At 59.4% G+C, this 12,313-nt stretch carries 16 protein-coding genes; 11 read left to right on the top strand and 5 right to left on the bottom strand.

Annotation, left to right across the window (positions count from 1 at the left end; translation table 11 throughout):
- From HKK54_RS33530 to recX, 7 genes are all read left to right on the top strand, one after another.
- Complete coding sequence (locus tag HKK54_RS33530) at positions 1 to 1,116, top strand: hypothetical protein (RefSeq protein WP_237151045.1); 1,116 nt, start codon at positions 1 to 3, stop codon at positions 1,114 to 1,116.
- Positions 1,116 to 1,553 (top strand): phage tail assembly chaperone, encoded by a 438-nt coding sequence (locus HKK54_RS33525; protein WP_237151044.1) that lies wholly within the window; start codon positions 1,116 to 1,118, stop codon positions 1,551 to 1,553. The genes HKK54_RS33530 and HKK54_RS33525 overlap by 1 nt, the downstream gene beginning before the upstream one ends.
- A 28-nt stretch (positions 1,554 to 1,581) precedes the next feature.
- Positions 1,582 to 2,139: a glycoside hydrolase family 19 protein gene (locus tag HKK54_RS03680; RefSeq protein WP_169386172.1), complete on the top strand. Its 558-nt coding sequence runs from the start codon at positions 1,582 to 1,584 to the stop codon at positions 2,137 to 2,139.
- Entirely contained in the window at positions 2,127 to 2,618 is a 492-nt protein-coding gene (locus HKK54_RS03675; RefSeq protein WP_169386171.1) for a lysis system i-spanin subunit Rz, read from the top strand. The genes HKK54_RS03680 and HKK54_RS03675 overlap by 13 nt, the downstream gene beginning before the upstream one ends.
- A gap of 71 nt (positions 2,619 to 2,689) precedes the next feature.
- Complete coding sequence (locus HKK54_RS03670) at positions 2,690 to 3,190, top strand: CinA family protein (RefSeq protein WP_010170066.1); 501 nt, start codon at positions 2,690 to 2,692, stop codon at positions 3,188 to 3,190.
- An 83-nt stretch (positions 3,191 to 3,273) separates the two neighbouring features.
- Positions 3,274 to 4,332, top strand: a complete 1,059-nt coding sequence (gene recA / locus HKK54_RS03665) for a recombinase RecA (protein WP_010170065.1) — start codon at positions 3,274 to 3,276, stop codon at positions 4,330 to 4,332.
- Positions 4,333 to 4,340: 8 nt separating this feature from the next.
- Positions 4,341 to 4,808, top strand: coding sequence for a recombination regulator RecX (gene recX / locus HKK54_RS03660; protein ID WP_010170064.1), 468 nt, complete (start codon positions 4,341 to 4,343; stop codon positions 4,806 to 4,808).
- Positions 4,809 to 4,976: 168 nt separating this feature from the next.
- Here recX and HKK54_RS03655 read toward each other — a convergent pair whose 3' ends face one another.
- Both HKK54_RS03655 and HKK54_RS03650 read right to left on the bottom strand, forming a co-directional pair.
- On the bottom strand, positions 4,977 to 6,086 hold the full coding sequence (locus tag HKK54_RS03655; protein ID WP_169386170.1) for a TIGR00730 family Rossman fold protein: 1,110 nt from the start codon (positions 6,084 to 6,086) through the stop codon (positions 4,977 to 4,979).
- 375 nt (positions 6,087 to 6,461) lie between these two features.
- Entirely contained in the window at positions 6,462 to 6,902 is a 441-nt protein-coding gene (locus HKK54_RS03650) for a PA3611 family quorum-sensing-regulated virulence factor (RefSeq protein ID WP_010170062.1), read from the bottom strand.
- A gap of 206 nt (positions 6,903 to 7,108) precedes the next feature.
- Here HKK54_RS03650 and HKK54_RS03645 point away from each other — a divergent pair, with 206 nt between their 5' ends.
- The 3 genes from HKK54_RS03645 to HKK54_RS03635 all read left to right on the top strand — a co-directional run bounded on the left by HKK54_RS03645 (position 7,109) and on the right by HKK54_RS03635 (position 9,162).
- Positions 7,109 to 7,819: a tRNA-uridine aminocarboxypropyltransferase gene (locus tag HKK54_RS03645; protein WP_169386169.1), complete on the top strand. Its 711-nt coding sequence runs from the start codon at positions 7,109 to 7,111 to the stop codon at positions 7,817 to 7,819.
- Between the two features lie 254 nt (positions 7,820 to 8,073).
- A complete protein-coding gene (gene erdR, locus HKK54_RS03640) occupies positions 8,074 to 8,724 on the top strand; it encodes a response regulator transcription factor ErdR (RefSeq protein WP_003208636.1) in 651 nt (216 codons plus the stop codon).
- Positions 8,725 to 8,799: 75 nt separating this feature from the next.
- On the top strand, positions 8,800 to 9,162 hold the full coding sequence (locus HKK54_RS03635) for a diacylglycerol kinase (RefSeq protein WP_003208635.1): 363 nt from the start codon (positions 8,800 to 8,802) through the stop codon (positions 9,160 to 9,162).
- Here HKK54_RS03635 and HKK54_RS03630 read toward each other — a convergent pair.
- Entirely contained in the window at positions 9,159 to 10,085 is a 927-nt protein-coding gene (locus HKK54_RS03630) for a LysR family transcriptional regulator (RefSeq protein ID WP_010170057.1), read from the bottom strand. The two genes, HKK54_RS03635 and HKK54_RS03630, sit on opposite strands and share 4 nt — an antisense overlap.
- A gap of 124 nt (positions 10,086 to 10,209) precedes the next feature.
- On the opposite strand from HKK54_RS03630, the gene fpr reads away from it, so the two are divergent.
- Positions 10,210 to 10,989 (top strand): ferredoxin-NADP reductase, encoded by a 780-nt coding sequence (gene fpr, locus HKK54_RS03625; protein WP_003189055.1) that lies wholly within the window; start codon positions 10,210 to 10,212, stop codon positions 10,987 to 10,989.
- A 115-nt stretch (positions 10,990 to 11,104) separates the two neighbouring features.
- On the opposite strand, the gene tsaA is transcribed toward fpr, so the two are convergent.
- Both tsaA and HKK54_RS03615 read right to left on the bottom strand, forming a co-directional pair.
- Positions 11,105 to 11,800, bottom strand: coding sequence for a tRNA (N6-threonylcarbamoyladenosine(37)-N6)-methyltransferase TrmO (tsaA, locus tag HKK54_RS03620; RefSeq protein ID WP_010170049.1), 696 nt, complete (start codon positions 11,798 to 11,800; stop codon positions 11,105 to 11,107).
- A 4-nt stretch (positions 11,801 to 11,804) separates the two neighbouring features.
- Positions 11,805 to 12,266: a DUF1456 family protein gene (locus HKK54_RS03615; RefSeq protein ID WP_010170047.1), complete on the bottom strand. Its 462-nt coding sequence runs from the start codon at positions 12,264 to 12,266 to the stop codon at positions 11,805 to 11,807.
- Positions 12,267 to 12,313 lie beyond the last annotated feature (47 nt).

Here is a 12,313-nt window from a genome sequence, read left to right as displayed (position 1 = left end):
GTGGATTATCCAAAGAGTGTGCCCAGCGTTGGGCTGGTGAATGGCAAGTTTGTGGATGAAAACCCGGTGACCGGGACGCCGGGGAGTTTGATTCCGGCGGCGTGGGGGAATGGGGTTACGCAGGAAATTTTGAATGTGCTGGCGGCGGCGGGGATTGCGCCGGATGAGACGAAGACCGATCAGCTGGCGCAAGCGTTGAGTGTGTTGAGTGATTGGTTGAAGTTGAAAAACAAGCCGGCGACGTTGGCGGGGTATGGGATTACCGATGGTATGCCTGCGGGGGCGGGAGGCCTTCTTGCGGCTGCTCCTATTGTTAAAGGTGCAGTGTCGGATCTTCCTGTCTCTCAGTTTATAAGCGTAACTGAGGCTACTACTGATAAACCTGCAGCTGTGAGCTATGGCGCTGGGCTGCACTTAAAGTATCCCGATCGAAAGTATGGCTTTGACCTTCTTTCCGGCGTTACGGGGGAGTGGTTTGGTATGCGCAGGCTTGCTGAAGATGGCAGCGGCGCATGGCGCATGTTGTGGCATGACGGGAACTTCAATCCGGCTGCCAAAGCAGATAAAGCAACATCACTGGCAGGATATGGAATTACTGATGCATTAGTGGTTGGGGGCACCAGCCGTCAACGACCTAGTTTGTCCGCGCAAGTCTTGGGGGAGCTTGGCAATGGTGCCGGTGGTGCGTTGGAAATTCGTGAGGCGCAGGAAGTCACTAACACCCAGACCGGTTTCGACTATGCACCGCGAATCCTGTTCCACTGGGCGGGGCTGATTGCCAGGTCTTTGGCTATGAACTCTGCAGGCGAACTCATGTGGGGATCACAGACAGCTTGGACTTCCGGGAATTTTGACCCTGCGCGTAAAGCGAACGTGGCTACTACGCTGGCGGGTTACGGGATTACCGATGCGCTGTCAGCTTCCAGCTTTTTAAAACCAGTAGCTGGGCAATGGATTTCGTTGGGCAGTGCGCTCCCGGCCGGCGGAACGTGGGCCTATTTCTGTGCCAATTACAACAGCAATGGTCAGGCACTTGGGGGCACCAGCGGAGTGGCCGCTGGAGGCACCGCAGTGGGTAACGGAAATAGCGTCGGTTTTGCATGGAGGATTCAGTAATGGATAACGAACAACGTCCCGAGCAGTACAACATAGAGGACATCTATCTTAAAAAAGACGGTAGTTACTTAGTCACCTTGGACGGCTATCCCTACCATGTGACTGAAGCAGAAACACCGGAAGTTTATCGCGCGGTGCGTTTGCTGATCGATTCGGGGGAGCAGTGCCAGGAACATATCGACCCCGTCATGTCTGACTCTGAGGTCCAGGCAAATGAGCGCATGTGGCGTGATTCGGAAATTCAGCGCATCAGTTGGGTCCGTGATCGCCATCGTGATCAGTTGGACATGGAATTGAAAACCACGCTCTCCACCGAGCAGTTCAAAGAGTTGCTCACATACACTCAAGCACTGCGTGATTGGCCCCAGGTTGAGAGCTTCCCGTCGATTGCCAAGCGACCTGTTGCATTGCCTTGGTTGGACGCAGTTGCTAAGTAAGCGTCGCGGGCAGCGAGAGTAAAGAACGATGGTAATAACACTTCCTCAGCTTATCCAGGTAATGCCAGGAGCCCGCCTTAGAGCGGGCATTTTTTTAGCTTCTCTAAATACGGCCACCGCGCTTCACCAAATCACCACGCCTAAACGCATCGCCGCCTTCCTCGCCCAAATCGGCCATGAGTCCGGCGAACTGCGTTACGTACGTGAACTGGGCAGCGATCAATACCTGAGCAAATACGACACCGGCACCCTGGCAGCCCGCCTCGGCAACTCCCCCGAAGCCGATGGCGACGGCCAGAAGTATCGCGGCCGTGGCCTGATCCAGATTACCGGACGGCGCAACTACCTGGCGTGCAGCCAGGCGCTGTTCGGTGATGAGCTTCTGTTGCAGCAACCGGAGTTGTTGGAGCAGCCGCAATGGGCGTGCGAATCCGCCGCGTGGTTTTGGCAGAGCAATGGCTTGAACGAGCTGGCCGACAACGACCAGTTCACCACCATCACCCGGCGCATCAATGGCGGACTTAATGGTCTGGAAAACCGTCTGCAGTTGTGGGCGCGGGCAAAGGCGGTGCTATGGGCTTCTTGACGTCGTACCGGCTGCTTGGCTTTTTGCTGTCGTTGGCGGTTTCGGCGGCAGTTGCATGGCAGGTACAGGCTTGGCGGTACGGCACGCAACTGGAGCGACTCGAGGCTATGCACGCGGAAGCGCAAAGCCAGCAACAACAGGCCGAACAGGACAAACGGCTGGCACTCGAGCAACAACTCAGTGCCAGCGACCAACAACACGCCCGGGAGCTTTCCGATGCACAACGTGACCAGGCTCACCTGCGGGATCGCCTGGCCACTGCTGATGTGCGGTTGTCAGTCCTTCTCGACGCCAGCGACCCCGCCAACGGCTGCACAATGCCAGCCACCGCCGCCCCCGGCGGCGTGGTTCATGCAGCCCCGCGAGCCCGACTTGACCCGGCGCATGCTCAACGAATTATCGCCATCACCGACGACGGCGATAACGCACTGATCGCCTTGCGCGCCTGCCAGGCGTATGTCCGGGCCGTCGCGCGTTAGTCTCTTGTAACTTGCATGGCCCATGGGCTCCTGTAGGGTAGGCAAACGCCCGCGCACTCCAGGAGACGACCGTGAAGGAAATTACTCAACTCGCCGCTGAACTTGGCCGACGCTTGCAGGTTCTGAACGCCCACGTCACCACGGCCGAGTCCTGTACCGGCGGCGGTATCGCCGAGGCGATCACGCGGATTCCCGGCAGTTCGGCCTGGTTCGAGGCCGGTTACGTCACGTATTCCAATCGCCAGAAGACCCGGCAGTTGAATGTGCCGGAAGCCTTGTTCCCGAAAGTCGGTGCCGTCAGCCGCGAAGTGGTGGAAGCCATGGTCCGCGGCGCCCAGGAGAAAAGCCTGGCGCGTTTTGCCGTGGCGGTCAGCGGCGTGGCCGGCCCCGATGGTGGTTCGCCGGACAAGCCGGTGGGCACCGTATGGCTGGCCTTTGGGGTTGGCGATGAGGTTACCGCCGAGCTCGAACACTTCCCCGGCAACCGCGACGAGGTCCGCCGACAAACGGTAAAGGCCGCGCTAGAGGGCTTGTTGCGACGAGCTGCAGCAGAAATAGAAAATCAGGGGTAGGCGATCACGGATCTTTGTGGAACAATACTGTCTACTTATACAGGTGTTGGCCGCCAGGCCTTATTGATTACGTGAGGACTTTAATGGACGACAACAAGAAGAAAGCCTTGGCTGCGGCCCTGGGTCAGATCGAACGTCAATTCGGCAAGGGTGCCGTAATGCGTATGGGCGATCACGACCGTCAGGCGATCCCGGCTATTTCCACTGGCTCTCTGGGTCTGGACATCGCGCTCGGCATTGGCGGCCTGCCAAAAGGCCGTATCGTTGAAATCTACGGCCCTGAATCTTCCGGTAAAACCACCCTGACCCTGTCGGTGATTGCCCAGGCACAAAAAATGGGCGCCACCTGTGCGTTCGTCGATGCCGAGCACGCCCTGGATCCTGAATACGCCGGCAAGCTGGGCGTCAACGTTGACGACCTGCTGGTTTCGCAACCGGACACCGGTGAGCAAGCGCTGGAAATCACCGACATGCTGGTGCGCTCCAACGCCATCGACGTGATCGTGGTCGACTCCGTGGCAGCCCTGGTGCCGAAGGCTGAAATCGAAGGCGAAATGGGTGACATGCACGTGGGCCTGCAAGCCCGTCTGATGTCCCAGGCCCTGCGTAAAATCACCGGTAACATCAAGAATGCCAACTGCCTGGTGATCTTCATCAACCAGATCCGGATGAAGATCGGCGTGATGTTCGGCAGCCCGGAAACCACTACCGGTGGTAACGCGCTGAAGTTCTACGCTTCGGTCCGTCTGGACATCCGTCGTACCGGCGCGGTGAAGGAAGGTGACGAGGTTGTTGGTAGCGAAACCCGCGTTAAAGTCGTGAAGAACAAGGTGGCTCCGCCGTTCCGTCAGGCCGAGTTCCAGATCCTCTACGGCAAGGGTATCTACCTGAACGGCGAGATGATCGACCTGGGCGTGCTGCACGGTTTCGTTGAGAAGTCCGGTGCCTGGTATGCCTACAACGGCAGCAAGATCGGTCAGGGCAAGGCCAACTCGGCCAAGTTCCTGGCAGACAACCCGGACATCGCGGCCACGCTCGAGAAGCAGATTCGTGACAAGCTGCTGACCGCTGCACCGGACGTGAAAGCTGCCGCCAATCGTGAGCCGGTTGAAGAAGTCGAAGAAGTCGACACTGACATCTGAAGCAAACGATGACCGTTGTCCTGGATACACTCGTCGCCGTAAGGCGCACTGCAATGGACCTGCTCGCACGGCGCGAGCACGGTCGTGTCGAGCTGACGCGCAAACTGCGGCAGCGCGGGGCAGATCCCGAGATGATCGACACAGCCCTTGACCGTTTGACGGAAGAAGGGCTGCTGTCGGAATCCCGTTACCTCGAAAGTTTTGTTTCCTACCGAGCCCGATCCGGCTATGGCCCTGCACGCATACGTGAAGAGCTGAGCCAGCGTGGCCTGCAACGTGCTGATATTGAACTCGCCTTGCGTGAGTGCGGCATCAGTTGGCAGGCGCAATTGGAAGATACCTGGCGCCGCAAGTTTGCCGGTCATCTGCCCATTGATGCGCGGGAGCGGGCGAAGCAAGGTCGCTTCCTGAGTTACCGTGGATTCTCGATGGAGATGATCAGCCGCTTGTTGAGCGGTCGGGACATGGATGACTGAAGGCTGCGCCTGGTAAATGGTTGCTCTGATTCTTGCGGAGCTTGGTGTGGCGAGGGAGCTTGCTCCCGCTGGGCTGCGCAGCGGCCCCAACCTGCGCATCGTTCTACCTGACACAACCCAAAAGGCCCGCTATGAAAATAGCGGGCCTTTTTGCGTTTCAGGGGCAGATCACGCCGTCTCCGTCACCCGCTGCTGCGTTTTCCCCTGAGCCTGGGCCCAGTTCTCCGGCAAGTTGATGTAGTCCACCAACTCCCGCAGCCGTCCCTGATCGCGTCCGTTGAAGTTGAACACCAGCCGCGTCAGGTGGCTGAAGCTTGGCTCGTCATGCTCCTCGCCGGTGTACGCGACTTGTTGGAAGTCGCCACTCAGGCGCAGGCTGGCAAACGCCTCTTGCAGGTGAGCCAGTGCACGGTCGCTCAACGGATGATGCATGCGAATCACAAACTGGCGCTTCAGCCAGCGCGTGGAGTGGAAGTTGGCGTAGAACTGGTTGATCTCTTCCACCGCCTCTTCAGCGCTGTACACCAGGCGCACCAGCTTGAGGTCGGTGGGCAGGATGTAGCGATTGGCTTCAAGCTGGCTGCGGATAAAGTCCAGGGCCCCCTGCCAGAAGCTGCCACCCGGTGCGTCCAGCAGTACCACCGGAACCAGCGGGCTTTTGCCGGTCTGGATCAGAGTGAGTACTTCCAACGCTTCATCCAGGGTGCCAAAGCCGCCCGGACACAAGATCAGGGCGTCGGCTTCCTTGACGAAGAACAGCTTGCGGGTAAAGAAGAAGTGGAAGGACAGCAGGTTCTCGGTGCCATCGATGGTCGGGTTGGCATGCTGTTCAAACGGCAGGGTGATATTGAACCCCAGGCTATGTTGCAGGCCGGCGCCTTCGTGGGCAGCGGCCATGATGCCGCCGCCGCCGCCGGTAATCACCATGAGGTCCGAGCGGGCCAGAACCGCGCCCACTTCCCGGGCCAATGCGTACAGCGGGCTCTCCACCGGCGTACGCGCCGAGCCGAACACGGTGACTTTGCGGCGTCCCTTGAACTGTTCGAGTACGCGGAACGCGTGGTCCAGTTCGCGGATCGCCTGGAGGGTGATCTTGGCGTTCCAGCGGCTGCGGTCGTCCTGGGCCATGCGCAACACGGTGAAGATCATGTCGCGATAAAGGGGGATATTTGGGCTGTTGGGCGCAATCAGGTGGAGTTGCGCGTCGACCTGCTGCGTGAGGTCGGTGCCGTTTTCTTCAAATTGACGGATCAGGAGTTCATTCGGTTCGTAAGGCATTCAACTTCTCCTTCTTCACAGAACCCTGGGTGCCGGCGAGAAATTCGTCGGGACCACGACACTGCATGTGTCGCTGCCTCTGTTTAACGAGGTGGGCGAAACCGGTTCTGTATGTTCCTTATGTTTAAAAACCTTTGCACTGCACGCACAGGAGGGCAACCCTCTTTTGCCCTGAAAATGTTACAAAACGGTGTGAAAACCCGCTGTTTCAGGCTTTCGGGATGAATTGATCATGAGCCTATAAAGTCTTGGCTGGCAACCGCTTATTGATCACTTGTGAGGGAGTTTAGACGCTGCCGCGAGCGGGCAAGGGCGGAGGGTTCAGAGGGGCATTTTGCGCGCCGCTGGTCAGCGGCGCGCGAAAGGGGGCATCGCTTACTTTTTCTTCTTTGCGGCAGCCGGTGCGGGGCAGTCAGCTTCCTGGAACTTCACCGACGCCACCGGGCGGTTGGTTTTGTTCTCGGTAATGTCGTAGCGCATGATCGCGCCCTTGGCCATCAGCTCGCGATAACCCTTGTTCAGGCACACGCTTTGTCCCAGCTGGAAGTACACCGCCTTGGGATTGGCGCGCATTTGTTCGGCGCGGTCCGGCAGTACGCTGAGATGATCGATCAGCTGCAAGCCTTCAACGGTGTAGGCCACTTCCAGGGTCTTGTCGTCAATTTCCCGTGGCAGGTCCTTGTTGCTTTCCTCTGCGACGCTTTGCAGCTTCTTGTTCAGTTGAGCCTCCAGCAGCGAGGCCGCTTGAGCGCCCAAGGGCAAGATCAGCGCCAGGGCGACGGACGGAACTAGAACACGTGGCATAAGACGCAGCATGAAACTCTCCTGATTCGGTTACTGGTGCATAGACCAGCCACTGCGCTGTGCGTTCAGTGGCGCGGGATTATAGGTGACCGCTTGCCACTACGGCCAGCGTATTACCGGGAAGTGCAGGTGGGCGCGGGCGCCTCTGGTAAACTGCGGCAACTTTTGCCTTCCCGAGTTCTATCCGTGTCGATTTCCACTTTCCGGCGGCGCACCCGATGAGCCATGCCGTTTCCCGTTTGCGCACCCAGCGCCTGGCTCGCGCCGTAAAGCCGTTTGTTGCGCGGGGCTCGCGTGCCGAGCGCTGCCCCGGCTGCCGGGTGATTCCCGAGTACTGCCTGTGCGCCTGGCGGCCCAAGGTCGAGGCGAAGTCCGCCATGTGCCTGTTGATGCATGACGTAGAACCCATGAAACCCAGCAACACCGGCTGGCTGATTGCCGATGTGATCAACGAAACCACCGCGTTCCCCTGGTCGCGAACCGAAGTCGAGCCCGAGTTGCTGACCTTGCTCGCCGACCCGCAATGGCAGCCTTACATCGTGTTCCCCGGCGAATTCGTGGCGCCGGAGCGAGTGGTCAATCAGGTCGAGCTGGCGGAGGGCAAGCGCCCGCTGTTCATCCTGTTGGACGGCACCTGGAGCGAAGCGCGCAAAATGTTCCGCAAGAGCCCGTATCTGGAGCACTTGCCGGTGCTGAGCCTGGCGCCCGAGCAACTGTCGCGCTACAAACTGCGCCGGTCCAAGCGTGATGATCACTTCTGCACCGCCGAAGTGGCCGCCCTGTGCCTGGAACTGGCCGAAGACCTGGCCGCCAGCGAAGTGCTGGACGCTTATCTGGACGTGTTCAGCACCCACTACCTGGCCGCCAAGTTTCAGCTGGCGCTGGACCCGGCCGACATCGTCCATACTCGTCTTGCACCTTATCTATAGGGGTCATGGCCAGCCGACCTTTGCATGATGGCCGCGTAAACGCGCAGCCCGCTAAAATAGCCACGGGCGTAGCGCTTGACCACCCAGGCTACGCTGGGCATGCTTGGCGCCGATTGGGGCGCTGTCACAGATTGGATACGTCGTTTTTTGACGTTGAGCGCGCCCTTTGGTGACTGCTGGCCTGGCAGCCACCTTGCGCGTTGGCGAGCACTGAACCCATCAGTGCCCCCCTAAAAAACAGGATCATTTAATAAATGGCCACATACGAAATCCTGATTGCCGATGACCACCCGCTGTTTCGCAGCGCGCTGCACCAGGCGGTCACGCTGGGCCTGGGGCCGGATGTACGCCTCGTCGAAGTCGCCAGCATTGCCGAGCTGGAAACCCGCCTCACCGAAAAATCCGATTGGGACCTGGTCCTGCTGGACCTGAACATGCCCGGCGCCTATGGTTTTTCCGGGCTGGTGCTGCTGCGCGGTCAATACCCGCAGATTCCGGTGGTGATGGTCTCGGCCCAGGAGGAGGCCTCGGTGGTGGTGCGCTCCAAGGAGTTCGGCGCCAGCGGTTTCATTCCCAAGTCCAGTTCCATGGAAGACATCCAGAAAGCCGTGCGCACGGTGCTGGACGGCGACGTCTCCTGGCCGCCGCAAGCCTTTGAAGAGATCAACGTTTCGGACGAAGCCAAGGCCGCCCGCGATGGCCTTGCCAGCTTGACGCCCCAGCAGTTCCGCGTGCTGACCATGGTCTGTGAAGGCCTGCTGAACAAGCAGATTGCCTATGAGTTGAGTGTGTCGGAAGCGACCATCAAGGCTCACGTCACGGCGATTTTCCGCAAGCTGGGCGTACGTACGCGAACCCAGGCGGCGCTGCTCTTGCAACAACTTGAGTCAATTTCGCAGCACTAAGACGCTGTTCATTCACGTTTTTTTGACTTTGCTTGCTCTAGTTTCCCCACACCTTTTTGCTCAGTTGCCTACTCTATGTCGCCTTTCAAAGGTCAAACCGGTATCAAACGTATCTTCAACGCGGGGGGATATTCCCTGGATGGCCTGCGCGCGGCTTTCACCGGCGAGGCGGCGTTTCGTCAGTTGGTGTTGCTCAACGTTATCCTGATCCCGCTGAGTTTCTTCCTGAACGTCAGCCGGGTGGAGCGGGCGTTGCTGATTGCCGTGTGCCTGCTGGCGTTGATCGTCGAGTTGCTCAACTCGGCAGTCGAGGCGGCAATCGACCGGATTTCCCTGGACCTGCACCCCTTGTCCAAAAACGCCAAGGACATGGGCAGCGCCGCTCAGTTCGTCGCGCTGACCATGATTACCCTGGTGTGGGCCGTCATCCTGATCTAGGCGATGGTGGGCAACACAATCTCGTCGCTGCGCTGCACCCCGGCGGTAAAGGCGCGGCACAGTTCAAGAAACTCGCGCATCGCCGAGGTCTGGTACTTCTGCTTGTGCCAGATGAAGTAGAACTGCCGGGCCAGGTCCAGGTCCGGGGTTTCCACTGGTACCAGGCTGCCGCGCCGGAAGGCATCGCGCAGCGCCAGCCGTGAAATACAGCCAATCCCCAAACCTGACTCCACGGCCCGCTTGATCGCCTCGGTGTGTTCCAGCTCCAGGCGGATATTCAGCGCGCTGCGATGATGACGCATGGCCTGGTCAAAGGTCAGGCGCGTGCCGGAGCCTTGTTCCCGCAGGATCCACGCCTCATGGGTCAGCTCTTCCATGGTCGCCTGGCCGCGTTTGGCCAGGTGATGCTGGGGCGCGCAGAACACCACCAGTTCATCTTCCACCCAGGTTTGCACCTCGATGTCCGGGTGGCTGCAGTCGCCTTCGATTAGACCCAGATCAATTTCGTAGTGCGCCACCTGATGCACGATATGCGCAGTGTTCTGCACATGCAGCTTCACCTGGCTCTCGGGGTGCTGCTGCATAAAGCTGCCGATCAGCAGCGTGGCCAGGTAATTACCGATGGTCAATGTGGCGCCGACCGCCAGGGAGCCGAAGCCCGACTTGCCGTTGAGCAGGTCCTCGATCTCCTTGGCCTGGTCCAGCAGCGCCACCGCCTGGGGCAATAGCTGGTGACCGAGGGCGTTCAAGCTCAGGCGTTTGCCCGCACGGTCGAATAATTGGCAGCTGGATTGGCGCTCCAGCTCGGTGATCGAGGTGCTGGCGGCGGATTGAGATAAGGCCAGAAGGCCAGCAGCGCGCGAGACGCTTTCCTGCTGGGCGACGGCGACGAAGACTTGCAGTTGACGTAGAGTAAATCGCATATCTATATAACCGATAACCCTTATCTTAATAATCCAGTTAACAGATATTGTCGCCGCCATTAGAATGCTGTGCAATTGCGCATCCAACAGTTGGCGCAGACCCATTTCCAGGAGTCCCCCGTACATGAGCAACATGAACCACGAGCGTGTCCTCAGTGTTCATCACTGGAACGACACTCTGTTCAGCTTCAAGTGCACCCGCGATCCGGGCTTGCGCTTCGAGAACGGTCAGTTCGTGATGATCGGCCTGCAACAGCCCAATGGCCGCCCGCTCATGCGCGCTTACTCCATTGCCAGCCCGAACTGGGAAGAGCATCTGGAGTTCTTCAGCATCAAGGTGCCTGATGGCCCGCTGACTTCCCAATTGCAGCACCTGAAGGAAGGCGACGAGATCATCATCAGCAAAAAACCGACGGGCACCCTGGTGCTTGACGATTTGAAGCCGGGCAAGCACCTGTACCTGCTCAGCACCGGTACTGGCCTCGCGCCCTTCATGAGCGTGATCCAGGACCCGGAAACCTACGAGCGTTTCGAAAAAGTGATCCTGTGCCACGGCGTGCGTTACGTCAACGAAGTCGCTTACCGCGAATTCATCACCGAGCACCTGCCGCAGAACGAGTTCTTCGGCGAGGCCCTGCGTGACAAGCTGATCTACTACCCGACCGTGACCCGCGAGCCGTTCGAAAACGAAGGCCGCCTGACCGACCTGATGCGCAGCGGCAAGCTGTTCAGCGACATCGGCCTGCCGCCTATCAATCCTGAAGACGACCGCGCCATGCTGTGCGGCAGCCCAAGCATGCTGGATGAAACCAGCGAAGTGTTGAACAGCTTCGGCCTGAAGGTTTCCCCGCGTATGCGTGAGCCGGGTGACTACCTGATTGAGCGTGCGTTCGTCGAGAAATAAGGGAACCGATTTGCTTTTGTGGCGAGGGAGCAAGCTCCCTCGCCACATGACTTTGGTGCGACTAAAAAGCCCGCGTTGCCTTCACAGGCAGCGCGGGCTTTTTCGTTTCCGGGATTTACTTGGCGGCAATCACTTCCAGCACACAAATCATCCCGGCCTCGGGATAGTGCCAGCGCACATCCACATCCCAGAACTGTGCCCCGTATTCCCGCTCCGGCCCCGGCGTCTGGTACGCCGGCCGTGGATCCTGGGCCAGGCACTGCTCGATCAGCGCCACCAATGGCTCGCCAAGGCGCTGAGCGTGGCCTTCTGCCTGTTGCAGTGCCGTCTTCAGCCACTGCACAGGAATCAGCGCTGGCGCGGCGCTGGCGATGCTGTTGGTCGCGGTGTCAACGATGTCTGCGTACGGTACATACGGCTTGATGTCGAGAATCGGCGTGCCGTCCAGCAGGTCGATGCCGGATATCCACAGGCGGCCGTCTTCCACCTTGTCCAGCTTGACCACCGACTGGCCAATGCCATTGGGCCGGTGCGTCGCGCGAGTGGCAAACACGCCCATGGACGTGTTGCCGCCCAGACGAGGCGGACGCACTTTCAGCCGTGGCTTGTCTTCCAGCGCCTGGTGGAACAGGAACAGCAGCCACACATGGCTGACCTGCTCCAGGCCCTGCACAGCCTCACCCTGATCGAACGGCGCCACCAACTCCACCACGCCCCGAGCGGCAGGCGCCAGTTGAGGCTGGCGCGGGATGGCGAACTTCTCCTTGAAACAGGAGCGGACAAAGCCGATGGGCGAGACGCTGTAGGTCACGGGCTTAGGCGCGAACGCGCAGGGTCAGGCCCTTGAGGAAGTTGCGCAGCAACTGGTCGCCGCAGGTGCGGTAGTTGGTGTGGCCGAACTTGCGGAACAGCGCGCTCAGCTCTGGCTTGGACACCGGAAACTCGGAGGCCTTGAGGATCGCGTGCATGTCGTCTTCCTTCAGTTCGAAGGCGACGCGTAGTTTCTTCAGGACGATGTTGTTGGTCACTGGCAGTTCGATCGGCTGCGGCGGGCGGCTTTCGTCCTTGCCGCGCTTGAAGATCACCAGGCCGTCGAGGAAGTGCGCCATGACTTCATCCGGGCAGAACACGAAGCCTTCTTCCTCGTCTTTCTTGAGGTAGGTCAGCAGGTCGTCCTTGGTGACTTCCATGCCGCCGAGCTTGGTGATCTCGACCATCTTGTTGTCGCTGATGTCGAGCATGTAGCGCACGCTGCGCAGTACGTCGTTGTGAATCATGTGGGCAATCCTGGTCATTCAACTGTGAGCACTGCCCAGGCAGGCGG

The sequence above is a fragment of the Pseudomonas sp. ADAK13 genome (assembly GCF_012935715.1).
Taxonomy (GTDB): domain Bacteria; phylum Pseudomonadota; class Gammaproteobacteria; order Pseudomonadales; family Pseudomonadaceae; genus Aquipseudomonas.
This window is presented reverse-complemented; position numbering and strand designations above follow the sequence as displayed.

What these genes read in the sequence shown, in the direction of transcription:
- HKK54_RS03635 (WP_003208635.1), top strand. Translation starts at nt 8,800, where the DNA reads ATGTCGCCTTTCAAAGGTCAAACCGGTATCAAACGTATCTTCAACGCG.
- erdR (WP_003208636.1), top strand. Translation starts at nt 8,074, where the DNA reads ATGGCCACATACGAAATCCTGATTGCCGATGACCACCCGCTGTTTCGC.
- HKK54_RS03675 (WP_169386171.1), top strand. Translation starts at nt 2,127, where the DNA reads ATGGGCTTCTTGACGTCGTACCGGCTGCTTGGCTTTTTGCTGTCGTTG.
- recA (WP_010170065.1), top strand. Translation starts at nt 3,274, where the DNA reads ATGGACGACAACAAGAAGAAAGCCTTGGCTGCGGCCCTGGGTCAGATC.
- recX (WP_010170064.1), top strand. Translation starts at nt 4,341, where the DNA reads ATGACCGTTGTCCTGGATACACTCGTCGCCGTAAGGCGCACTGCAATG.
- HKK54_RS03650 (WP_010170062.1), bottom strand. Translation starts at nt 6,902, where the DNA reads ATGCTGCGTCTTATGCCACGTGTTCTAGTTCCGTCCGTCGCCCTGGCG.
- fpr (WP_003189055.1), top strand. Translation starts at nt 10,210, where the DNA reads ATGAGCAACATGAACCACGAGCGTGTCCTCAGTGTTCATCACTGGAAC.
- HKK54_RS03615 (WP_010170047.1), bottom strand. Translation starts at nt 12,266, where the DNA reads ATGATTCACAACGACGTACTGCGCAGCGTGCGCTACATGCTCGACATC.
- HKK54_RS03645 (WP_169386169.1), top strand. Translation starts at nt 7,109, where the DNA reads ATGAGCCATGCCGTTTCCCGTTTGCGCACCCAGCGCCTGGCTCGCGCC.
- HKK54_RS03630 (WP_010170057.1), bottom strand. Translation starts at nt 10,085, where the DNA reads ATGCGATTTACTCTACGTCAACTGCAAGTCTTCGTCGCCGTCGCCCAG.
- HKK54_RS33525 (WP_237151044.1), top strand. Translation starts at nt 1,116, where the DNA reads ATGGATAACGAACAACGTCCCGAGCAGTACAACATAGAGGACATCTAT.
- HKK54_RS03655 (WP_169386170.1), bottom strand. Translation starts at nt 6,086, where the DNA reads ATGCCTTACGAACCGAATGAACTCCTGATCCGTCAATTTGAAGAAAAC.
- HKK54_RS03680 (WP_169386172.1), top strand. Translation starts at nt 1,582, where the DNA reads ATGGTAATAACACTTCCTCAGCTTATCCAGGTAATGCCAGGAGCCCGC.